The 22,287-nt window shown below is 48.5% G+C and carries 24 protein-coding genes and 1 riboswitch; of the genes, 16 read left to right on the forward strand and 8 right to left on the reverse strand.

The annotated features are described in order from the left end of the window. Positions 1 to 37 precede the first annotated feature (37 nt). From FB479_RS20710 to FB479_RS20720, 3 genes are all read left to right on the forward strand, one after another. Positions 38 to 541 carry a VanZ family protein gene (locus tag FB479_RS20710; protein ID WP_106656203.1) on the forward strand — a complete coding sequence of 168 codons (504 nt, stop codon included), beginning with the start codon at positions 38 to 40 and terminating at the stop codon, positions 539 to 541. A gap of 64 nt (positions 542 to 605) precedes the next feature. Continuing rightward, on the forward strand, positions 606 to 1,724 hold the full coding sequence (locus FB479_RS20715; RefSeq protein ID WP_106656301.1) for an acetate/propionate family kinase: 1,119 nt from the start codon (positions 606 to 608) through the stop codon (positions 1,722 to 1,724). Between the two features lie 127 nt (positions 1,725 to 1,851). Further along, positions 1,852 to 2,265 carry a S1 RNA-binding domain-containing protein gene (locus tag FB479_RS20720; RefSeq protein WP_047073233.1) on the forward strand — a complete coding sequence of 138 codons (414 nt, stop codon included), beginning with the start codon at positions 1,852 to 1,854 and terminating at the stop codon, positions 2,263 to 2,265. A gap of 53 nt (positions 2,266 to 2,318) precedes the next feature. Here the strand turns inward: FB479_RS20720 and FB479_RS20725 are convergent, their stop codons facing one another. Beyond that, the gene (locus FB479_RS20725; RefSeq protein ID WP_106656204.1) at positions 2,319 to 2,705 is read right to left on the reverse strand and encodes a rhodanese-like domain-containing protein; all 387 of its coding nucleotides are present in this window, start codon (positions 2,703 to 2,705) and stop codon (positions 2,319 to 2,321) included. Between the two features lie 118 nt (positions 2,706 to 2,823). Here FB479_RS20725 and FB479_RS20730 point away from each other — a divergent pair, with 118 nt between their 5' ends. Next, positions 2,824 to 3,711: a LysR family transcriptional regulator gene (locus tag FB479_RS20730; protein ID WP_142066556.1), complete on the forward strand. Its 888-nt coding sequence runs from the start codon at positions 2,824 to 2,826 to the stop codon at positions 3,709 to 3,711. A 5-nt stretch (positions 3,712 to 3,716) separates the two neighbouring features. Continuing rightward, complete coding sequence (locus FB479_RS20735) at positions 3,717 to 4,517, forward strand: alpha/beta hydrolase family protein (RefSeq protein ID WP_142066668.1); 801 nt, start codon at positions 3,717 to 3,719, stop codon at positions 4,515 to 4,517. Here the strand turns inward: FB479_RS20735 and FB479_RS20740 are convergent. Further along, the gene (locus FB479_RS20740; RefSeq protein ID WP_142066557.1) at positions 4,514 to 6,334 is read right to left on the reverse strand and encodes a sensor histidine kinase; all 1,821 of its coding nucleotides are present in this window, start codon (positions 6,332 to 6,334) and stop codon (positions 4,514 to 4,516) included. The genes FB479_RS20735 and FB479_RS20740 overlap by 4 nt on opposite strands. 5 nt (positions 6,335 to 6,339) lie before the next feature. Next, a complete protein-coding gene (locus FB479_RS20745; protein ID WP_142066558.1) occupies positions 6,340 to 7,350 on the reverse strand; it encodes a BMP family ABC transporter substrate-binding protein in 1,011 nt (336 codons plus the stop codon). Positions 7,351 to 7,524: 174 nt separating this feature from the next. Here FB479_RS20745 and FB479_RS20750 point away from each other — a divergent pair, with 174 nt between their 5' ends. Both FB479_RS20750 and FB479_RS20755 read left to right on the forward strand, forming a co-directional pair. Then, the gene (locus FB479_RS20750; RefSeq protein ID WP_106656302.1) at positions 7,525 to 7,716 is read left to right on the forward strand and encodes a hypothetical protein; all 192 of its coding nucleotides are present in this window, start codon (positions 7,525 to 7,527) and stop codon (positions 7,714 to 7,716) included. 119 nt (positions 7,717 to 7,835) lie between these two features. After that, positions 7,836 to 8,189: a response regulator gene (locus FB479_RS20755; RefSeq protein WP_106656209.1), complete on the forward strand. Its 354-nt coding sequence runs from the start codon at positions 7,836 to 7,838 to the stop codon at positions 8,187 to 8,189. Between the two features lie 67 nt (positions 8,190 to 8,256). On the opposite strand, the gene FB479_RS20760 is transcribed toward FB479_RS20755, so the two are convergent. Together FB479_RS20760 and FB479_RS20765 are read right to left on the reverse strand one after the other, a co-directional pair. Further along, positions 8,257 to 9,243, reverse strand: a complete 987-nt coding sequence (locus FB479_RS20760; RefSeq protein WP_142066669.1) for an ornithine cyclodeaminase family protein — start codon at positions 9,241 to 9,243, stop codon at positions 8,257 to 8,259. Between the two features lie 17 nt (positions 9,244 to 9,260). Then, complete coding sequence (locus tag FB479_RS20765) at positions 9,261 to 10,562, reverse strand: MFS transporter (protein WP_142066559.1); 1,302 nt, start codon at positions 10,560 to 10,562, stop codon at positions 9,261 to 9,263. 225 nt (positions 10,563 to 10,787) lie between these two features. Between FB479_RS20765 and FB479_RS20770 the strand changes: the two genes are divergently transcribed. From FB479_RS20770 to ald, 3 genes are all read left to right on the forward strand, one after another. Next, positions 10,788 to 11,357 carry a helix-turn-helix domain-containing protein gene (locus FB479_RS20770; protein WP_142066560.1) on the forward strand — a complete coding sequence of 190 codons (570 nt, stop codon included), beginning with the start codon at positions 10,788 to 10,790 and terminating at the stop codon, positions 11,355 to 11,357. Positions 11,358 to 11,440: 83 nt separating this feature from the next. Next, complete coding sequence (locus FB479_RS20775) at positions 11,441 to 12,679, forward strand: PucR family transcriptional regulator (protein WP_142066561.1); 1,239 nt, start codon at positions 11,441 to 11,443, stop codon at positions 12,677 to 12,679. Between the two features lie 131 nt (positions 12,680 to 12,810). Continuing rightward, positions 12,811 to 13,935 carry an alanine dehydrogenase gene (gene ald, locus FB479_RS20780; protein WP_047073211.1) on the forward strand — a complete coding sequence of 375 codons (1,125 nt, stop codon included), beginning with the start codon at positions 12,811 to 12,813 and terminating at the stop codon, positions 13,933 to 13,935. A gap of 64 nt (positions 13,936 to 13,999) precedes the next feature. Here ald and FB479_RS20785 read toward each other — a convergent pair whose 3' ends face one another. The 3 genes from FB479_RS20785 to FB479_RS20795 are packed head-to-tail and all read right to left on the reverse strand — an operon-like array spanning position 14,000 to position 17,644. Then, a complete protein-coding gene (locus FB479_RS20785) occupies positions 14,000 to 15,175 on the reverse strand; it encodes a Ger(x)C family spore germination protein (RefSeq protein ID WP_142066562.1) in 1,176 nt (391 codons plus the stop codon). Further along, positions 15,172 to 16,554, reverse strand: a complete 1,383-nt coding sequence (locus FB479_RS20790) for a spore germination protein (protein WP_142066563.1) — start codon at positions 16,552 to 16,554, stop codon at positions 15,172 to 15,174. Before FB479_RS20790 ends, FB479_RS20785 begins: the two co-directional genes overlap by 4 nt. Further along, the gene (locus FB479_RS20795) at positions 16,544 to 17,644 is read right to left on the reverse strand and encodes a GerAB/ArcD/ProY family transporter (RefSeq protein WP_142066564.1); all 1,101 of its coding nucleotides are present in this window, start codon (positions 17,642 to 17,644) and stop codon (positions 16,544 to 16,546) included. The genes FB479_RS20790 and FB479_RS20795 overlap by 11 nt, the downstream gene beginning before the upstream one ends. 151 nt (positions 17,645 to 17,795) lie before the next feature. Between FB479_RS20795 and FB479_RS20800 the strand changes: the two genes are divergently transcribed. The 6 genes from FB479_RS20800 (at position 17,796) to FB479_RS30565 (ending at position 22,267) form a co-directional block, all read left to right on the forward strand. Further along, positions 17,796 to 18,887 carry a quinone-dependent dihydroorotate dehydrogenase gene (locus tag FB479_RS20800; RefSeq protein ID WP_106656218.1) on the forward strand — a complete coding sequence of 364 codons (1,092 nt, stop codon included), beginning with the start codon at positions 17,796 to 17,798 and terminating at the stop codon, positions 18,885 to 18,887. A 133-nt stretch (positions 18,888 to 19,020) separates the two neighbouring features. Continuing rightward, positions 19,021 to 19,214: riboswitch (cobalamin riboswitch) on the forward strand. 149 nt (positions 19,215 to 19,363) lie between these two features. Continuing rightward, positions 19,364 to 20,128: an energy-coupling factor ABC transporter permease gene (locus FB479_RS20805; protein ID WP_142066565.1), complete on the forward strand. Its 765-nt coding sequence runs from the start codon at positions 19,364 to 19,366 to the stop codon at positions 20,126 to 20,128. Continuing rightward, positions 20,125 to 20,409 carry an energy-coupling factor ABC transporter substrate-binding protein gene (locus FB479_RS20810; RefSeq protein ID WP_106656220.1) on the forward strand — a complete coding sequence of 95 codons (285 nt, stop codon included), beginning with the start codon at positions 20,125 to 20,127 and terminating at the stop codon, positions 20,407 to 20,409. Before FB479_RS20805 ends, FB479_RS20810 begins: the two co-directional genes overlap by 4 nt. Continuing rightward, positions 20,406 to 21,203 carry a cobalt ECF transporter T component CbiQ gene (cbiQ, locus tag FB479_RS20815; RefSeq protein ID WP_142066566.1) on the forward strand — a complete coding sequence of 266 codons (798 nt, stop codon included), beginning with the start codon at positions 20,406 to 20,408 and terminating at the stop codon, positions 21,201 to 21,203. The genes FB479_RS20810 and cbiQ overlap by 4 nt, the downstream gene beginning before the upstream one ends. After that, a complete protein-coding gene (locus tag FB479_RS20820) occupies positions 21,200 to 22,048 on the forward strand; it encodes an energy-coupling factor ABC transporter ATP-binding protein (RefSeq protein WP_142066567.1) in 849 nt (282 codons plus the stop codon). Before cbiQ ends, FB479_RS20820 begins: the two co-directional genes overlap by 4 nt. A gap of 54 nt (positions 22,049 to 22,102) precedes the next feature. Further along, positions 22,103 to 22,267 (forward strand): hypothetical protein, encoded by a 165-nt coding sequence (locus tag FB479_RS30565; RefSeq protein ID WP_162837769.1) that lies wholly within the window; start codon positions 22,103 to 22,105, stop codon positions 22,265 to 22,267. Positions 22,268 to 22,287 lie beyond the last annotated feature (20 nt).

The following is a 22,287-nucleotide window of genomic DNA, read 5'->3' on the forward strand; positions in this document are numbered from 1 at the left end:
ATAGGAAAGAGAATCGAAAGCAGGGGGTAGCAAACACGTGCGTCGATATCGAAAAGTATGGGATTACTTGCTTTTGATTGCCATTCTGCTCGGGTTGTTCATTTCTTCTTCACAGCCATACGCCAAGCAAGACATGCGAGGGACGATAGACAAGCTAGTGGATGAACAGAGCTTGCAGGACCGTATAGGCGACATATCAATTCCTTATGGAGGCAAGGATGTGAGCTTGGAAGAAAAGGGAGCGGCTGGTTTTATTGAGTTTTTGTTACGGAAAGGGACACACTTTACTGTTTTTGCTCTCTTGGCTTTTAGCTGGTATCGCGTGTTTTCGCAGCATCTCTCATTCGGGCAAGCACTGCCCTGGAGCGCTTTTTGCAGTGTGATGACGGCTGTTTTGGATGAATGGCACCAGACGTTTACACCGGATCGAACTGGAATGGTGCAGGATGTTTTGCTCGATGCATCTGGATCTGTCACCATGTTGTTGATAATTGCTCTCAATTACCTGTATTCACGAAGAGCATATCGTTATAAAATGTAGGGAGCCTATCCATCCTATGAAGGAGAGAAGGCTGTGATTGAATGATTGGAGAGTGGATTATATCGTGGTAGAAAAAAAGAATGTCCTTGTACTGAACTGCGGAAGTTCTTCGGTGAAGTACAAGCTGTATGAAATGCCTTCCAAAACATTGATCGCGCATGATTATTTGGAGCAAATTCAGCGGGACCAATATGAAGATACTATTCGGGGAGTGTTTGAATCCCTCAAACAATATTCGATAGATATCGTTTCCCATCGTGTTGTCCACGGAGGGGAAGCATTTAAGCAGTCCGTTATTATCAATGACCAAGTAAAAGACGAAATTCGCAGCCTGTCCCGTTTCGCCCCGCTTCATAACCCCATTAACCTGACCGGGATTGAAGTTGCTCAAAGTCTGTTTCCTGATTTAAATCACGTCGCTGTTTTCGATACAGCATTCCACCAAACCATGCCACCATCCTCTTATTTGTACGCACTGCCTTATGAATACTACGAACAATACGGAATTCGCAAATACGGTTTCCATGGAACGTCTCACCGCTATGTAATGGGCCGTGCAGCAGAAATGATGGGTCGCCCGAAAGAGCAGCTTCGCCTGATCAGCTGCCACATCGGAAGCGGAGTAAGTATCACAGCGATCCGAAATGGTGAATCGTATGATACGTCGATGGGTATGACACCGTTGGCTGGTTTGTCCATGGGTACGCGCAGCGGAAACATTGATCCAGGTATCATCCCGTATATTGAAGAAATCGAAAAGACCGATACGGCTGGCGCTATTAAGATTCTGAATAACAAGAGCGGTCTCATGGGCGTATCAGGTGTATCCAATGATTTGCGCGACGTTATGAAAAAAGCAGAAGAGGGACATCTCCGCAGCAAACTTGCCCTGGAATTATTTACTACCATTCTGCATAAGCATGTGGGACTGTACCTTGCTCGACTGAATGGAGTCGACGGCATTATCTTTACGGCAGGTGTTGGAGAGAATAGTGCTGCCGTGCGTGATTTGGTGTGCTCTGGTCTGGAATTTGCCGGGGTAAACCTGGATCGTGAGGTAAACCGCACCAGCAAAGGTGAGGCATTCATCAGCACCAAATACTCTCCGGTAAAAGTCATGGTAATCCCGACAAATGAAGAACTTGTAATGGCAATGGATGCATTCGAACTGGGACATAACTAGCCTGGAGTGTGCACCTAGAAAGAATAGGCTTTTCAGTATTGGAATTTCTCTGCTATACTAAGAGAATGAGGCTTCTGGTTTGAGGTTCTCACCATTTTTCTGAAAAAATAAAAGGAGTGCAAACTGGATGGCAGTACAAGTGGGAAGCATCATCGAAGGAAAAGTGACAGCGATTAAACCGTTTGGGATGTTCGTAGCAGTCAGCGAAACGGAGCAGGGGCTGGTCCACATTTCCCAAGTAGCAAACGGTTTTGTTAAGGATATCAATGATCACTTTACCGTGGGAGCACAAGTAAAGGTAAAAGTACTCTCCATTGATGATGCAGGTAAAATCTCGCTTTCGGTTCGCGCAGCACTCCCAGCGCCTGAGCGTCCGGAACGTGAAGAGCGCCGTGGCGGTGGATATCGTGGAGGCGACCGCGGAGGGAATGCAAAACGAGATAGCGGAGCTTCTTTCGAAGACAAAATGAAAAAATGGTTGAAGCACAGCGAAGAGAACCTTGCGACAATCAACAAAAAGAACGCAAAACGCGGCTACTAAGCCTTGCGATAACTAAGAAGGACGGGATCAGCTCCCGTCCTTTTTTGCGTTTCCTATTCGAGAGGATTCCCCTCTTTTTCCCAGTATTCAATCCCTCCGAGCATTTCTTTCACTCGAAAGCCGAGAGCAGCTAGTTTCGCGCAAGCCTTTGCAGCACCGTTGCAGTTCGGCCCCCAGCAGTAGACGACCAGGAGCTTGGTCGGGTCCAGAGCAGCCGTCGTTTCAGTGGAAATAAGCGAATGGGGGAGATTCAGAGCACCGGGAACGTGACCATCCCGATACGCTTTCTCGCTGCGAGCATCCAGGATGTAGAAGCCTTCCACACGGTTTTGGATGTCATTCCATACATCAGCGACATCTGTCTCGAGAGAAAGCTTGTCGAGAAAATGAGTGCGGGCTACTTCAGGTGACGCGGCGGGTGTTTGCAAAACATGGGACATATCCAATCCTCCTCGTTACGTGTGATGGTGATGTACAAAGCATAGCATTGAAGCAATCATCACAGTTATCTATACTATTTAATAAGGATCATTACTGATTTCTATGGGAGGAAGCGGGATGGAGCTGGTCTATTTACATACTTTTCGCGAAGTAGCCCGGTATGGGAGTTTTACACGGGCAGCAGAAGAACTGGGCTATGCTCAACCGACGGTAACGGCCCAAATGCAAAAGCTGGAGCAGTCGTATGGAGCCCCGCTATTTGAAAGATACGGACGCAAGCTGCGACTGATCCAAGCAGGTGAAGCCTTGCTGCCGTACGCTCGGGAATTGATTCGTCTGTATGGGGAATCTAAAGAAGTGATCAAGCAACAGACGACAGGTCCGATTGCGATTGGAACGATCGATACACTGGCGGCGTTCTTTCTGCCGCCGTATTTGCAGGCTTTTTGTCAGCAATACCCTCAGGTTGATTTGGTATTGCGGACGGCGGGGGAAGCAGAAATTGTGCAACAGATCAGGGATGGTTATCTCGATTTCGGGATCATTTTCGATCGCCCTTGTACAGACCCTGAGTTAGTCACCCACGTCATTCGCGAGGAAGAATTGGTGATCGTCATGCCACCCGCACATCGTTTTACAACAGCAACTGCACTCACTGTCCATGATTTGGGCGGAGAGCCGCTTGTATTGACCGAAGAAGGCTGTACGTATCGGGGGATGCTGCTGGAGGCCTTTGGAGAGGCTGGGATGGCTCAGCGAATCGCCTGTCAGTTCAGCAATCCGGAAGCGATCAAGCAGTGTGTACGCTGTGGCTTGGGGGTGGCTTTGCTGCCGCTCATGGCGGTCAAGAGAGAGCTCGCAGAAGGGGTGCTCACAGCTATCCCATTTCAGTCGGATAAGCCGCCGTTTTCCATTCAGCTTGTCTATCATAAAAAGAAATGGCTATCACCTTCGATGGTGACGCTTGTGGATACGATTACGAGATCACAGAGAGAGGAATCGTGAGCAGGATGCAGCTAGATATTTCACCATTTGTCGCATGTACACCTGAGGAGACAGTCTATCCGGGAGTGCGGCTTTATACCGTCAGCTACTACAGTCAAGACTTGCTGGTAAAAGCTGCATTGGCTGTGCCAGAGGCTTATTTTCAGGAGGAAGCATGTCTGCCGGCTCTCCTGTACTGCCGAGGAGGGATAAAAGGAGTGGGACGCGTCAGACCCGAGAGAATCAGTCAGATGGCTGCTTTTGGCTACGTGATCCTCGCTCCTCATTACCGTGGCAACGAAGGCGGAGAGGGCCGTGATGAATTCGGTGGGGCAGACAGGCATGATGTGTTTGCCGCATTTGAAATGCTCCGCAGCATGGAGAAGGTGGACAAGGGGCGAATCAGCGTCTACGGCTTTTCACGCGGTGGTGTCATGGCCTTGTTTACCGCAATGGAGTGCAAGGGCGTGCTGTCTTGCGTCGTATGGAGTGGCGTCAGCGACATGTTTTTGACCTATGAGGAGCGAGTTGATCTGAGAAGGATGCTGCGCAGAATCATCGGTCATCCGCGTAAGCAGGAGGATGCCTACCGTGATCGGACGCCTTTGTATCGGATAGACGAGATTTCTTGCCCTGTGCTGATCATCCATGGAACCGAAGATGAAAATGTGGGAGTGGAGCATGCTCATAAATTGGCAGATGCGCTGACGCGGGCTGGCAAACCGTATGAAAAATGGCTGGCGCAAGGGGCCAGCCATCTGTTTGTCGGGGAAGATATAGAGATGTATACGCGCAAGATGTTCGCTTGGCTGGATGCGCAAGCCTAATCTTCTTTTGGGGTAAGCGGCAGTGAGATGATGATTTCCGTTCCTTTCCCCAGCTTGCTGTTCACGTGTAGCTCCCCACCGTGGTTTTCGACCATTCGCCGCGAAATTGGCAGCCCCAGTCCTGTCCCATCCTCTTTTAAGGAGAAGAACGGATCGAATATGCGCACCAGATACTCTTGGGAAATACCTTCTCCCGTGTCTCTGACATGAATATGGAGAGCTTGATCATCCAGGCGGCTTTCAATTGAGAGAACGCCGCCGTCTTTCATGGCTTCAATGCTGTTTTTCATTAAATTTAACAGGATTTGCTTTAATTGCTCGACATCGACGTGAATGCGAATGCTCGGATCACAGCGGTCTACGATTTCAATCCCATGCAGCATGGCCTCGGCCTTCATCAAGGGAAGAATCGAATGAATGACACCAGCTAGCGCAACCTCGCGATAATCGGGCTTGGACGGTTTGGAGAGCATCAACAACTCCGTCACGATGCGGTTGACCCGTTCAATTTCCTGCAAGATTAAGGGCAAGTAATACAAATCGCGCTCTTGATTCGATAAACGCTGTTCCAATAGCTGAATAAAGCCGTAGATGACCGTTAGCGGATTGCGAATTTCATGAGCGGCTCCCGCTGCCAGCTGACCGACCATGGCCAGCTTCTCGGATTGATTCAAGTACTCTTGAATTTGTTCCTGGTCCGTAATGTCCAAGAAGGCGACCATCCACCCGGTTTCCTGATCGTGGTGATGATTGTGCAAAGGAATGTAGGAGACCAGGGCAATGAATGGTGTGTCATCTTTTTTGTACAAGGTCATTTTGCGATTGACGAACCAGGGGGTCGGCTCATTGCATGTGGGTGCTTCAAAGGAATCCTTGGACACGGGGTAGCCGTGATCGTCGAGCTTGACCAAATGCTGCGCCAACTGGTTTACATGAAGACCGACTGTCGAATGGGAGCGGGTAATAATCCCAACAGGCAGAGAGTTTAAGATTTGCTCCCGAATGTTTTTTTCTTCGGTCAAAATTTGCCGTTGCCTTTCATCTTGTGCGAATAGATTGGCGATGCTGCTCGACATTTTGTTGAACTCCTGCGCCAACTCAAGGAATTCATCTTGATGGGTATAAACGATTTGCTGGCCGAATGTTCCTTTCGACACTTCACGCGCTTGCTGCATCAGAGACTGGATCGGTCGCAACAGCTCATTGCGGAAGTAAAACGTACAGAATAGCCCAAACAAGATAGAGGCTACGGAAACGGAATACGTCAGGATTAACGAAACTTTGATGCTCTCATTCGAATTCTGAAACTCTTTATTCGTCTGATACTCCAGCTGATTGAGTGAAAAAGACAGATCTCGTTCCAACCGGTCGAGCAATGGCTGTACTTCATTGGTAAGGACATAGCTGACGGCTGGAACATTCCCTGCTTGCAGCAACGGATTGATTTTGTTCAAAAAAATAAAGTCGAGTTTTGATATCGATTCAATGATGGTAAACAAGCCACTGTTCGCCTCGGTTTTGGGAAGCGAGGAAAAGCGAGCTGTATCGATCAGATTTGTATAGTACTGATCCAAGTAAGATTCGTCCCGTGTCGATGTATACATGTTCAACGCATAGGTCTTGGTGTATATCTGGTTTTTGACTTCCAGTAAGGCACTCGTTTGCGGTAAGAGGTTTTGCGTCAAATACACTTCATCAGAGGTGACCTTGGTCATTTGATAGCTGAACAAGGTCGTTACGCAACCGATGAGAAGCATCATTACGAGATAGCTGAGCATGATTTTTTTCTGAAATCCGAGATTGCTGAAAAGGGGCATGCTGATTAACCTCCATACGAGCCACGGGAAGGAATGAGATTTTGCAGTTCCCGTTCTAAATCTTCACGTACATCATCTGGCACCATGTGTCCAAATTGACTGAGCTGGTTGACTCCTTCGGCAAGTCCGTACATGACTTTTCCATTGGGGAGATCCCCTTGAATAAACTGTTCCATGATGATGCGGTAGCACTGACGAACATCCTGCGTCATGGAGGCCAGTACATAGTCTGGTGCGATGTAGCGCTGATCGGCAATATATCCGATGGTGAATACTCCTGCGCGCTGCGCTTCTGTAATCACTTCGAGATTGAAGCTGTCGCCTGTGGTGTAGATGACATCCACACCTTGTGAAATCATGTCGCGAGTTGTGTGAATGGCCCCCTCAATATCATTGAAATCAGGAACCTTTCCCACAACGATAGAGGTTTTGGGCGATTCCTTTTTCACTCCTTCGATAAAGCCTTCTACTTGAAGGATCTCTGTGGGCTTGTCTACCATAATGTATCCGACTTTATCTGATTTCGTCATTTTAGCGGCTAGGATACCGACGAGCTTGCCAGCAGGCTTCATATCGTAACGAATCGTCGTCTGATTCGGATGCGGAGCCTCTCCGTTAAAGGAAACAAAGTGTGATTTCGGATAGCGAAGCGCCACGTCTGTAAAAGGATCAGAGAAGATGAGGCCATGACCGAGTATGAGATCATAGTCGTTGGCTGCATATTTCTCAGCCACCTTCGTGATCTGCTCCGGTTTTATATTATTAGCGATTTCGAGTGAAAAGTTAAATCTTTTTTGCAGTTCTGTCATACTCTCCAGTGCACTGCTGTTCCAGCCCTGATCATAAGTGGGGCCCTCCAGCAATAGGGCGACACGTACTTTGTCAGAAGAATGGCTGCTTTTATTTATGACTTTATCGAGATGCTTCATGCTTGTAACGAATTGACTGGTAATGAGCAGAAGCAGCCCGACTACCAAACCGGTAAATAAGACGGGAAATGGCAGCAGCTTTGGCATGCGGGATTCCTCCATAGAAAAAAAAGCATAATCCATTTGAAAATATAGATACACGTCATGCCTATTATATCGGTTCTCTGAAGGTTGTGCATGGAAAAAAGGGATACGGACAGGCTAATCATATGGAGAACATATCCCCCTGCCAAGAGGGAACAGAAGGGAGGCGTACACGCGATGGAAAACGATATAGTGGAAATCCCCCAGATTCATATTCCTGATGAGGTAACACAGGTCGACCGACCGGAGATTGGAGAGACCACTCCACACCCAAAACCAAACAGCCCTCTGGCGTCTAGCGGGACAGCCGAACCCGCCAGCGACAGCGATTCGAAAGAGAGCAGCGAGCGAATCGGATTTATTTCATAATGCCGATCGGATTTCGCGCTATTCGACAAAAGAAGTCATTTTCTCTCGTGGACAAGGCTTGCGATTTCTGCAAAAGTAGGAAGTAGAATAGCAAGCGAGATGCGAGGGGATAAGACTGCATGGCCCGATTGCTGATTGTAGATGACGCAGCCTTCACGAGAAGAGTGCTGACGGATATGTTAGGCGAACAACATGAAGTTTGTGGAGAAGCGAGCAATGGTTTGGAGGCAATTGAAAAGTACAAGGAGCTCAAGCCAGATATTGTCACCATGGATATTACCATGCCGCACATGCACGGGATTGAAGCCATGCGTCACATCTTGGACTTTGACCGTGATGCCAAAATTTTGATCTGCTCGGCAATCGGGCACCGGCAGAAGGTGCTGGAAGCGATGAAAACAGGAGCGAGTGATTTCGTCGTGAAGCCTTTTCAAAAAGAGCAGATTCTCGATGCAATCGCACGACTTTTGTAAACAGGAAAAAGCAAACAGCCGCCAAATCCCAGGTGGGAAGGCGGCTATTTTTTCTATAAGACAAGATTTACAAGCTGATTTCTGTCCCAATGCCGTTTGCTTTCGCACGTTCATAGACCGTTTTGGCAACGGCTGTGTCCAAATAGGCAACACCCACCGATTTGTACAGCGTGATTTCTTCATCGTTTTCTCGGCCGGGCTTTTTCCCAATCAGAATGTCTCCCAGCTCAGCGTGCATCTGATCAAAGCTCCATTCGCCGCGTTCAATCGGAATGAGCAGATCGCCTGCTTCGTGCCGGGCTCCCTCCAGCGTATCGACCACAACTTTGCTGTTTTGTACAGTAGTCAAGTCAACCTCCTGCATATGGGGAAGAAAAGCGCCGATGGCATTGATATGCGTGCCGGGACGCAAGCGTGTTCCATCAAACAATGGGCTGGTAGCCTTGGTGCTGCAAATTACGATTTCGGCGTTCGCAACCGCTTCATTGGCATCATCCATAACCGTGATTTCGCCTTGCCACTCCGGGTAGAGGGAGAGCAGTGTTTGTTTCATTTCGTCTGCTTTCTCACGCGTACGGTTATAGAAATAAATGTTTGTCAGCGGACGGACTTCCATGACGGCTTGAATCTGTCCGATCGATTGTGCCCCGCATCCTAATACAGCGCAGCTTTGCGCATTTTCTTTTGCCAAGTATTTGGTTGCAACGCCACTGCTTGCACCTGTGCGCATAATCGTCAACAGGCTCGCGTCCATCATCGCCACATGCTGTCCCGTTTTTGCTTCGGTCAATACGATCACGCTTTGGAGTGCTTTGATATCGTGCTTGTGATTCTCCGGGAAAATGCTGATGATTTTTACCGCTACGTAATCGTCCGTTTCCAAATAGGACGGCATGTATAGACTGGTTGCTCCGTATTTCGGATGGTCAATGGCAGTGCGAACAGGGGTGGTGACGTTTCCCAGCATATGCTCACGGAATACGTGCTCCACATCCTCCAAGCAATCTTTCATCGTGTAGATTTGTGCAATGTTTTCACGGCTTAATACGAGCATCTCATTCTTCCTTTCCATCAGGATTCGTCCAAATCCAAATCCTTTGTTTCCTTCGTAGCAGAAACCGCAATGAGAGAAATAACCCCGGAAACTACGATGTACAAAGCAATTGGCATCCAGGAGTTAAAAGAGCTTAACAAGGCAGTAGCGATCAGCGGAGCAGTACCGCCCGCCAAAGCAGCACCGAGCTGGTAGCCAACCGTTACCCCAGTATAGCGTACATTCGTACTGAAAATCTCGGAGAACATCGTACCCAATACAGCTGTGACTGGAGCCCAGAGAATCCCGAGCCCGATGACAGTAGCGACGGTAAGCCACAGAGCAGATTTTAATGACAGCATATAAAAGTACGGGAATGCAAACAGCATCATGGCTACAGTTCCCGCGATATACAATGGCTTTCTGCCTACTTTATCTGACAGCATGCCCATGTACGGAATGGCGATGGTTGTCACTAATGTGGCGATCGTCACGGCATTGAGTACCGTTATTCGGTCGTAGCCCAAGTAGTTCGTCGCGTAGGCAATAATAAACGTCGAGAAAATATAGAACGGCGCCGTTTCTACCACTTTGGCTCCTACGGCAATCAGAACAGCTTTCCAGTGATAGCGAAATGTATCTACGATGGGAACTTTTGCAATGTTCCCCGTCTTTTTTGCTTCCTGAAAAGCTGGCGTTTCATCGATGCCATTGCGAATCCAGAGTCCTAAAAAGACAAGTGCTGCACTCAACAGAAACGGAATTCGCCAGCCCCAAGACATGAATTGATCATCGGGAAGCGCACTCATCAAAGAAATGGCCAACGTACCGAGCAGCATGCCGATCGTTACACCCATTTGCGGGATACTTCCAAAAAAGCCGCGTCTGCCTTTGCCGGAGTACTCTACGGCGAGAAGCAATGCACCTCCCCATTCACCGCCGATCCCCAAGCCTTGAATCAAGCGCATCAGCACGAGAAGAATCGGAGCCCAGATGCCAATGGCATTGTAATCAGGCAGCAAACCGATCAAGACGGTAGCGCCTCCCATCAGCGACAACGTCAAGACCAGCGTCTTTTTACGACCGATTTTGTCCCCGATATGACTGAAGATCACGCCACCCAATGGCCGGATGAAAAAGGGAAGACCAAATGAGAGATAAGAGAGCAGTAAGCCTACAGTTGGGTCAGAAGAAGGAAAGAATAGCTTGTTGAAGACGAGCGATGCCATGGTTCCATACAGAAAAAAGTCAAACCACTCAATAGAGCTGCCAATCAGGCTCGCGACCAATGCTTTGTTTTGAACCTTTTTGGAAACGACCGCCTGTGTTTGTAATGCCATCGGGTAATCCTCCTTTGTCGGTAAATATTGAAGTGTCACTTCAATTTATGAGTGAAGTAGCACTTCAATTCTTGGGGATAAAGCGATTACATATCTGATAATAATAAAGATTATAAAATGCAATATAATTTGTAGCAATAGTAAAAACTGATACTTATGCTAACTTTACAACTTTTTTCAGGAAAGAGTATGATAGACCTATCCTTTTTACGGCGAGGTATGCAAATGGAACCTACCATTGGTGTATTAATCAAATCGCTTCGTGTCGGCAAAAAGAAGACACTCAAACAAATTGCGGAAAAAACACAGCTGTCGATCAGCTTTTTGTCCCAAGTAGAGCGTGGGAAGTCTTCCATTACGTTAGAGTCTTTGAAAAAAATTTCGGAAGCCTTGGGAGTAAGCCCGGGCTATTTCTTTTCGGGTGAGGCGAGTGGAGGGAATGGGCAGGTACGCAGGGCGAGGAAAGAGCGATCCCAACTTCAGCGTGCGCCTTTTGTGTATGAGGACCTGTCCGGTCATTTGGCGAATCCGTCGCTGGTACCGATTCTCGTTACGCTTTCACCGCATGGAGAAAAAGGCACGCCTTTTGTGCACAAGGGTCAAGAATTTATTTACGTCCTCGAGGGTGTGCTGACTCTTTTGCTGGGGGAAGAGGAGCATGATTTGTTCCCAGGAGACAGCATTCACATGGATTCATCCGTCCCGCACAACTGGGTGAACCGTACAGGCGAGGTCACCAGATTCCTTTGTGTCAATTCGCATGACAGCGACATGATTCCGACCGCTCCTTATTAATTGAGACAGAGCGTTTAGCGAAGTCATGTTTTCTACTATATAATAAAGGAACGCGTAGAAAAGAGCGGTAAAGAGGTGAAAGTGTGCCCGTAGAGCCTAACTATTTTCAACAGTATCAGCATGCTGATATCGATGAATTAGCTGATGTCATTGGAGAACTTTTGCAAAATCCGATCACGGTTGAAGATGCCGATCACAAACTGATTGCTTACAGCTCACACGGAGAAAGCACAGATGAAGCGCGCTGGTCTACCATCATGGGGCGACGGGTACCGGAAAAAGTGCTGACGCGCCTCTGGAAGGACGGCGTATTTCAGGAGCTGTTAACACAGGACGACCCTGTACACATCCCGGCCAAGGACGAAATCGGCTTGGGAAAGCGTGTGGCGATTGCCATTCGCAGAGGGAGCGATGTGCTCGGTTACATTTGGGCACAAGAGGTGAATCGACCGATTACCCAGGAAGATGATGAAATTCTTCGTCAGGCAGCACGCGTAGCCGTCTCGCGTCTCATCCAGCGGCAGGGAAAACGCAAGGCGGAGGAGCAGCGACGCAAGGAATTTCTGTGGGAGCTGTTACTGGGAAATCACAGCAGTGAGGCTACCATTCGCCAAAAAGCGGACACCTTGCAGATGCAGCTTCCGACCTCTTATTTAATCTGTATTATTGAAGCGGCAGGAGCTCGTCTGGATCAGTACTTGTATCCGTTATTAATGCGTGACAAGCTGCACTGGGTTGTCGACGGTTCGCAAATTGTCTTATTGATTGGTCTGTCCGATGCGAAAAAGGACAAGAGTGACGTACTCATTCGCAAGGTGGAACAGTTCCTCTCCGACTCGCTCGGCAAGCTCGAAGCACATGTCACGGAAGGACGCCAGGTGAGTGCCGGGTACGGGAGAGATTACAAGTCTTATACGGATATTGTGAAAAGCTACAGGGAAGCACTGCATGCGCTCAAGATCAAGAAGCTGTTCCCGCAGGAAAATGAGGGGATTCACGGGTACCACGAGCTTGGGATTTATCGCTATTTACTACAACTAAAGCAGTGGGAAGAGGAGCAGGGCTATCAGAATGAACGGCTGGAAAAGCTCAGACAGTACGATCGCGATAACCAGACTACGCTCTTGACGACATTGGAGACTTTTTTGGATGCCGCTGGCAAGGTCAACAAGACAGCAGAGAGCCTGCATATCCACATCAATACGTTGAGCTACCGACTGAGACGAATTGAGGAGATCATGCGTGTCGACCTCGACAATATGAACCAGCGGGCTGCCTTATATTTAGAGTTGAAAATAGCCAAATTAGATGGGGAACAGTAGTTTGTTTGTGAATTTTCACAAATGAAAAGACGCTAAAATTAAAGGAATCTCCAAGGAGTATGCCCGAAGATACGCTGTACAATAATAGTAACCGCAAAGAAATTGGCGTTTCCAAGGAGGACATACTTATCATGATCGTTGGAATTCCAAAAGAAATTAAAAATAATGAGAACCGCGTAGCCATTACCCCAGCAGGTGTAGCTGCTTTGGTACAAAACGGACATTCAGTTCGTGTAGAAACAAGTGCAGGGCAAGGCAGTGGTTTTACGAATGAAGATTACAAGGCAGTAGGCGCTGAGATCGTAGAAACAGCAGCAGAGGCATGGGCATCTGACATGGTAATGAAAGTAAAAGAACCACTCCCTGCTGAATACGGATATTTCCGCGAGGGTCTGATTCTGTTCACTTATTTGCATCTCGCACCAGAGCCTGAATTGACTCGTGAATTGATCGATAAAAAAGTGATTGCAATCGCTTACGAAACCATCCAGCTCGACAATGGAGCTCTGCCTCTGCTGATGCCGATGTCTGAAGTAGCAGGCCGCATGTCCGTTCAAATCGGCGCACAATTCTTGGAAAAGCAATACGGTGGAAAAGGCGTTCTACTCGGTGGCGTACCAGGCGTACCAAAAGGCGAGGTAGTCGTAATCGGCGGCGGGATCGTAGGAACAAACGCAGCGAAAATGGCGCTTGGACTGGGTGCAAATGTAACGATTATCGATGTAAACGCAGACCGTCTGCGCCAACTGGATGACTTGTTCCAAGGCCGCGTTCAAACGCTGATGTCCAATTCCTTCAACATCGCAAACGCTGTGAAAAAAGCAGATTTGCTGGTAGGCGCTGTACTCATTCCAGGTGCTCGTGCTCCACGTCTGGTAACAGAAGACATGGTAAAAGAGATGTCACCTGGTTCTGTGATCGTAGACGTAGCGATTGACCAAGGCGGATCGATTGAAACCGTTGACCGCATCACGACGCATGACAAGCCAACCTATGAGAAGCACGGTGTGATTCACTACGCTGTAGCCAACATGCCTGGTGCAGTCGCTCGTACATCTACATTGGCCCTGACCAACGTAACCGTTCCTTACGCGGTACAATTGGCGAACAAAGGCTACGCACAAGCGATTCGTGACAACAAAGCATTGGCAAAAGGCGTAAACGTCATCGACGGCAAAGTAGCTTACAAGGCTGTAGCTGATGCTCATAACTTGCCGTATGCTTCTATCGAAGAAGTTTTGCTGGTGAAAAACTAGGTTGATCTTATAAGCATAGAGAAGAAACTGCTTGCCCGAGCTTGAGGCAAGCAGTTTTTTCATTTTATTCGGGCTTAAGCGGGTCAGGGTATTTGAGTGCATCCATCTTCATTTTTCCGGAATCACTCAAGTACATATTTACTTGGATTTGGATAAGCGAATCCGGTGTGAGCTTATTGCGCTTGCGCATTTCGTATTTTCGCCATGCCTGGTAGTCTTTTTTAAACAGACTTTCCTCCAAGCTATACAGATCAGCTCCTGCTTTGACTCCTTTTAGAAACGTCCCGCGAATTTGCTCGGCTACCTGCTCTTCGGAGTTTTTTCGAATGAAAGCAGGCGTAACCGTACTCATCAGTTCACGAATAAATCCCTTGAGATGGACATTTACCTGAAAACGAGGATGCTCTTCTGTGGTAATCGGAACGATATCCAATTGAACGTGCTCGATGCGCATCGTCGCTTTGGGGGTTTTGTTCTGTCTGATAATGAGTCCAGCAAATCTCGTGTCTGGATTCATCCACCGAAGCCCCATTAAATCCCTACTTGGGAAGTAACCCTTCCAATGCCCCCGATGGATGGCGTGGACTCCATCAATGGAGAGACGAGAAATAAATTGGTTATGTTCTTTCCATGAACGCTGGTTAAGCGTGAGATTTGGCAATAATAAGGTGTTCGACGGCTCCCAAAAAATCGAGATAAATCGATAAAATTGCAGCGGCTCAATAAAAGAACGCTGCTGGTAAACATCCCATGGCTGATGCAGGAGAGAGGTCAACGGTGAAAACCCGACTAAAGAGTGGGTACTTAACACTTTGTCAATCGGCTCCCGTGTCGCAAACACCCATTTTGTATAACGAATCAGACCGTATCGGTTCATAATATCGTGGGTAGTGATAACGCCCTTTTCCAAGAGGCGTTCATGAAAGATGAGTGACGATACAAAGCCGAGAAATATAGGTATCTGTGAATTTTTTTGCAGGTTGTCGAATGCAGACTGAAGTGTTTCCCCTTTTCCGATCGAAATGGTCGCAGGTGGAGACTGAATCGTAGTGGATGACTCCTGCTTTGCGACCGTAGACAGATCAGTGGACTGTGCGTATAAAACATACTGATTGTTGACGAAATCAATGCCTATCGCAGATAAATAGCGAAGGTCCTGAATCGATTTCTGGTCCCAGCAGCCGCCAAGAAGAGTTGATGCCAACAGCAGCAAAGCAATAGCAATGCGCATACCCTTCATTTGTTATCGCCACCCTTAGCAAATCTCGTCCGAAGAAAACTGGTCATAGACTTGAACATGACAATGAACAGTGTGGACACAGAGTTGGAAGAACCCATTAAAATATATGATCTGCCAAATGAGGTCAGGGTGGACAAATAGTACACAATGGCAATCATTGCGAGGACAAAGCCGTACATGCCGATGGTCGCAGAAAGGAAAAAAACGGCAAAACGAGCCACGGTAACGGCTCCGCTTAATGCCTGATTGACCAGTGTGAAGGAGGCGACGACGGTAAGGGAGCCGATAAACAGCATCGAGGGCGATGTCAGCCCAGCACGAATGGAAGCATCGCCGATAATCAGTGCGCCGACCAGTGCCAGTGTTTGCCCGACGTTTTTGGGCAGACGGGCACCTGCCTCGCGAAGAAACTCAAAAATAAACAGGATGATAAATAGCTCCATCGGCGCGGAAAACGGCAGCCCTTTTCTGCCTTGTGTAACGGTAGCGAGTAATTGAAAAGGAAATTGCTCTACATTATAGGCGGTCAGCGCAATCCAGAAGCCAGGCAGAAAGATCGCGATCCAAAATCCCCCCAGGCGCAGCATGCGTTCCAGCCATACATAGGTAACAGGATATTGATCGTCTTCAGGAGATTTGATCAGTTCCAGCAAGGTTACAGGTGCCACGATGCCCAAGGGCGAACCGTCTACCAACACGATGACCTTGCCTTGCAGCAGCATGTAAATCGCAAAATCAGGACGTCCCGTATAATCAACCAATGGAAACAGCGAACGAGTGTTGTCGCTCAGCATTTTTTCCAGAATGGCGCTGTTCACAATTTTTTTTGATGCACATTTGTGTAGCCTCTCGCGCATCATCTCTACCAGATCTACAGATACCCCGTCTGTTATATACAGCATTCCGACTCTTGTTCGCGAGCGCGTTCCGAGAATAAAAGGCTCATAGGCCAGGGTAATCGTTCGCATACGCTTGCGAATAAGAGCCACGTTCGTGGAAAGATCCTCGACGAAGCCGTCCCGGGGACCTTTGATCGAAATCTCTGTATTGGCTTCTTCCGTGCTGCGTTCTGGCCGATTGGCGATGTCCCAGGCAAACGGAGGAGTGTCACCAATGAAAATCAGCAAATCTCCAGCAAAAAGTCGCTCAATCCACAGCTCTGGATTCGTGAAGAGAGGGGTGAGGGGCAGGGAGCGCAAATCACCCTCAGCCAGGAAACGCTCAAGCTGTGGCAATGCCGTATCTTGTAAGTGACGAACGTCTGCAAGTCCTTCGCAATAAAGCATCAACACAGGCTGGTCTTCAGATGTGACCGTACGCATAAAAACGACGTCCGCACAATGCGCGAATTTTGCTCGCAGTTCCTCTTCAAGGGTCATGGCCAATTCCCTCCTGTTTGGATGGTTTGCGCAGGGAAATCAGGATGAGTGCGAGTGAGACAATGATCATAATGACGAAGTAAAGCGGATAGTATACGTGCGTCAGGAAGGAAACAAACTGCATGTCACTATACGGGAGGCTGGTAAAGGCGATCATGCTCCCCCCGAGAAACAGGATCGTGTATTTGCGTTGTTTTCTGGTACGGATCGTGAGTAATTCTCCCAGGAGCAGCAAGCAGATGGTAATTCGAATAAAAGCGCCAGAGAGCCACTGGAAAATCGAGAAGAACTCCATATTTTCGATGTCTTTTCCGATGGTGAGGAGCCGCCATTGTTCAAATGCAGGAAAACGTTGACGCGCAGACTCGACAGGTCCGAATTCTGCAATCGCCCCCGTCAACGGACTGAGTGTCAACAGAAGCGTAATGCCGAGCATAACGAAATAGTGTACGAGGCGGAGTGGCTTGCGTACGTGATGCTGTAGCAATAGCAGCAGAAACAGCTCGGTAATACCGCCGCCAACGTAGAGTATCCCAAGCAGCAGAGGACGAATACCGTTCTGGAAAAGCGGCAGTAAAAGACTATAATCCTTTTTGGGAATATTGCCAAAAGCGACGAAAAATCCGAGCAACACGACGATAGGCAGAAGGATTCCTGCTGTGATTCCTATAGAAGTCATTCCCCCGATAGCTGCGAGCACACATAATCCCATCAAGGCGAATGCGGTCACCCACTCGGGTGTTCGAGGCAGGTAGTTGACCGTAGTCCATGTCTGGGTATCGATTAGATTGGTTAACGCCATCAGGTACAGGCAGATCATGATCGGAGCGAGCAAGAGATGGCTGACAATATTTCCTGTTCGCTGCTGAAGCCATTCAGACAATGCTTGTTGCTTTATTCTTCGATTGATCACAAACAAAAGATACACCCACAAGGAAAAAGGAATACCTGCAAGCAACACGCTTAACCAAGCATCTCTGCCTGCTTTGCTCAATAAGAGGGGGATGACGGTTACGTGGTTCGTAATGCCGATCGTCAGCATCATCACCATAATGGCTTGACCAATCCCGATTTTTCCGTCCACTTTCATGAAAGACTTGTCCCCCTGTGCGTGGTGGTGCTGTTAGGATTTGCCTTCTTGCTTGGAAATATGTATCAGGTATAAAGGTTACATCCTCCCGAGAAAGTATGGTATTCTACTATGAGGTAAAAAGGTAGAAACGGAGTAAGGAGTGCAGCCGATGTATCAGCTCATAAGAAAATATCTGTTCCAGCAAGATGCGGAAGAGATTCATGAAAAGACAATTGGTGCCTTAAGGCTGGTGGAGGATTCTGCTCCAGGCAAAAGCATCCTGAAGATGATCTATCAGGTAAAAGACCAGCGGTTGGAGAATAAGCTATGGGGAATGACGTTTCCGAATCCAGTCGGACTTGCAGCCGGCTTTGATAAAAATGCAGAAGTCTATCATGCATTGGGTGCCCTTGGTTTTGGGTTTGTGGAAATTGGGACGTTGACGCCGCAGGGACAGCCAGGCAATCCGAAGCCGCGTTTGTTCCGATTGCCGGAACATCAGGCTGTCATTAACCGGATGGGCTTCAACAATCACGGTGCGTATCTGGCTTCCCAGCATTTGGTCGATTACGCATACTCAGATGTTCCGATTGGGATTAACATTGGGAAAAACAAAGTAACGCCGAATGAAGAAGCGGCCATCGACTATAGCAAATGTATGGACATGCTCTATGCATACGGTCACTATTTCGTCATTAACATCAGTTCTCCGAATACCCCGAATCTGCGTGACTTGCAGGAAACAGAGAGCTTGCGTCATTTGGTGCGTGCAGTAAGGGAAAAGGCAACTGAAATGGAAGCGCGTTCCATCAAGAAAAAACCGATTCTGCTGAAGGTAGCGCCAGACATGTCGGATGAGCACATGCGCGATGTTGTTCACGCTGCTGTAGAAGAAGGAATTGCCGGAATTATCGCTACCAATACGACACTGTCACGCGAGGCGGTTTCCGGACATCGATTTGCCGAGGAAGCAGGAGGCTTGAGCGGAAGACCTCTTACGGAGCGTTCCACTGCTTGGGTGAAGGAGATTTATCAAGAAGTAGGAGACAAGGTGCCAATTATTGGTGTTGGCGGCATTTATAGCGGTGAAGACGCCTACGCGAAAATCCGAGCAGGAGCCAGTCTCGTTCAGGTGTATACGGGGATGATTTATCAGGGCCCAGGTATCGCCAAGCAAATCAACAAAAAACTGCTCAAGCTCATGCAACGCGATGGTTTTAAACATATTAGTGAAGTAATTGGCGTAGACGCAAAAGAATAGATAGAACAAGTACGCATAGATCGATGGCTCCGTTTGTAGTGGGGCATCGGTTTATGCGTTTTTGCTTATATTCTTCCGATTTATGTAGTGATTCGGTATAATGATGTGGGACAAACATGAATTGTCTGTCAATTGCATATTGTCGGCGTTAGGTGCCTTTATGTGACGCATAAAGGGTAACAGGGAATCGGGTGAAAGTCCCGAGCGGTCCCGCCACTGTAACCAGGGAGCTCTCTTTGATAAGGATACCACTCATTTTCGTATGGGGAAGGACAAAGAGCGCATGGATCTGGAAGCCAGGAGACCTACCTAGTAGCCACACCCACAAAACCTTCGCGGAAAGGAGCGGTGAATACGAGGCAATGAGGCTGTATAATCAGTCTGTTGTTTTGTGTGCACATCTCGTCCATTGATGGATGGGATTTTTTTGTTTGTTAGGAAAAGAACGAACGAAAGCCAGTTAAGGAGGAATGAACATGAATCGATCTCGTCTCGTAACTACTTGTCTGATGATCGCGGGCTTTGTCCTGTATTTTCTGCTCAATGAACCAGAGACAGGACACGCGATGCACATCATGGAAGGGTATTTGCCATTATCCTGGGCCTTGTTTTGGTGGGCTGTCTTCTTGCCATTTTTTATTCTTGGGATTCGTTCGATTAACAAGATTGTAAAAGAACATCCCGAAATGAAGCTCCTTATTGGTGTTGCAGGAGCGTTTGCCTTTGTTTTATCTGCACTGAAAATCCCTTCGGTTACAGGCAGCAGCTCTCACCCGACTGGAACGGGCCTTGGCGCCATTATGTTTGGACCTTTTGCGATGTCTGTGTTAGGGAGCATGGTGCTCTTGTTTCAAGCCTTACTTTTAGCACATGGAGGTTTGACTACGCTAGGGGCAAATGCTGTATCCATGGCAGTAGTAGGACCACTTGTGGCATACGGAATCTATCAGATGATCATGAAAGTGGGCGGAAGCCAGCGTCTGGCTGTTTTTGCAGCGGCTGCCTTGGCTGATCTTGCTACCTATGTGGTGACTTCGATTCAACTGGCACTCGCATTTCCAGCTGAATCTGGTGGAGTGTTGGCCTCGTTTGCCAAATTCGCAGGAATTTTTGCATTCACGCAAGTACCGCTCGCAATCAGTGAAGGTCTGTTGACCGTTCTTGTTTGGAACTGGTTGTTATCTTACAACGCAAAAGAGCTTACACAGCTTCGTTTGCTCAAACGGGAGGAATCGCTGTGAAAAAAGGATGGAACTGGCTTTTACTCTTGGGGGTAATCGTACTGGCGATTGTCCCGCTGTTGCTGGTGCAGGATTCGGAATTTGGCGGCGCAGACGGCGTGGCAGAGGAAGCGATCAAGGAGATCGCTCCGAGCTACGAACCGTGGTTCCAGCCGCTGATAGAACCGCCAGGGGGAGAGACGGAGAGTCTATTGTTTGCGGTGCAGGCGGCGTTGGGAGCGGGAGTGATCGGCTACGCCGTGGGCTTGTACAAAGGTCGGTTGGATAAGCGGAAAAAATGAACGGGCTGCAGCTTGATTCTCTCTCTTATCAAAACAGGCTGAAATGTCTGCCGCCAGCTCATAAGCTATTGCTGGCGAGTGCATTGTTACTGCTCGTCTTGGTGGGACATGTATGGATGCAGATGGCCGTTGTTGTCTGGATGACGGTATGGGTAGTGGTGTATGCCCAGATTCCTGTCCGTATCTATTGTGCCTTTATGATGGTGTCGCTCTCGTTTTTTGCGGCGGGGCTCCCTGCCCTAATGGTAGAAGGGGCGAGAGCAGGTGAAGTGCAGGTCCAGGTCGCAACAGCATGGGAAGTGGGATCGTATGTGCTCTATGTGCCGATGTCCTCCTTCAGTAAAGTTTGGATCTTATTTTGGCGTACCATGGCAAGCTTATCCTGCTTTGCCTTCCTTTTGTTTACCGTGCCGTTTGCCGAAATCCTGCAGGTGCTTCGCCGACTTCGTATGCCTGTCCTTGTGACTGACTTATTAATGATCATGTATCGGTTTATTTTTGTGTTAGTAACGATTTCTCACCAGCTCTGGATTGCTCAGCGTTCGCGCGGAGGTCATCGCGGCTTCCGCGCGACGCTTCGGGATGCGGGGATTCTCGTTGCGCAATTGTTTGTCAGAGCAATGCGCAAATACGAAGCCCTGCACAAAGGAATGGCGGCTAGAGGCTTCGGGGAGAGCATGCAGGTGCTCTCGTTTCATACCCATGCTCGCTCGCGCCGTTATGAGTGGGAGTCAATCGCAGGCTGTATGCTGCTGGTGCTGCTTGAGTGGTGGACAGGAGGTTGGCGGTTATGACATCAAGGTTGTTGGAGTTTATTGATTTGCAGTACACGTATCCGGGGGGGCGGGGACCCGTTCTGTCTGGGCTGTCCTTATGGATTCCAGAAGGGAAAAAATGTGTCCTTTTGGGACGGAATGGCTGTGGGAAGTCGACCTTGTTCTTGCATGGAAACGGGATCATCGAGCCACAGCAGGGACAGGTGCTGTGGAAGGGGAAACCGCTTGTCTACAAACGCGCTGCACTGCAAGAATTGACACAAAAGGTAGGCTTGGTCTTTCAAGATCCCGAGCATCAGCTGATCGCAAGCACGGTCGCGGAAGATATCTCCTACGGTTTATGCAATCAGAAGCTGCCTGTAGACGTAATCCGGGCAAAGGTAGAAAAGGTGCTGGATGCATTCGGGTTGAGAGAGCTGGCAGAAGCTCCGATACATCATTTGAGCCTGGGACAAAAACGGCGTCTGGCACTCGCGGGGGTTATGGTCATGGAGCCTGAGCTTTTGCTGTTGGACGAGCCTACTGCATATCTGGATCGCTATCAGACAAAAAATTTGCTGCGGGAGCTCGATGCCATTCACCAGCAAGGAACGACGGTTTTGATGGCGACACACGATATGGATATTGCGTTTGAATGGGCGGAGTGGATTTGCATCATGGATGAAGGCAGGCTTGTTTTCGCGGGAGATCCGCAGGAGGCATTGGAAAACAGAGTGATGCTCGAGAGTCTTCATCTGGGCATGCCGTTGCTTGTCGATGTGTGGGAGGCACTGCCTGAGCAGTGGAAGCGCGAACTGGGCGGAAATATTCCGCGTTCGGTCGAGGAGCTGCGCAAAAGGCTCAGTGTTCAGCGGGTATGGTGAATGGAGCGGGCGCTTTCGGGTAAGCTAACCCCAAAAAGCCATGGAGGTACGCGTATGCAACATGACTCTGTCTCGAGTTCATCTGTCCCGAATCATCAGGAAAAAGGAATCTCTCGTGATGTAAAGGATGAACTGATGTATCAAGTATTGGAGAAAGAGATGACCACCGCCGAACAGGAAAAGAAGATAAAGGATGATTACCTAAAAGGAAAGGCGTAAATTTGCGCCAAAGAGCCCTT

Source organism: Brevibacillus sp. AG162, from assembly GCF_006715575.1.
Taxonomy (GTDB): Bacteria; Bacillota; Bacilli; order Brevibacillales; family Brevibacillaceae; genus Brevibacillus; species Brevibacillus brevis.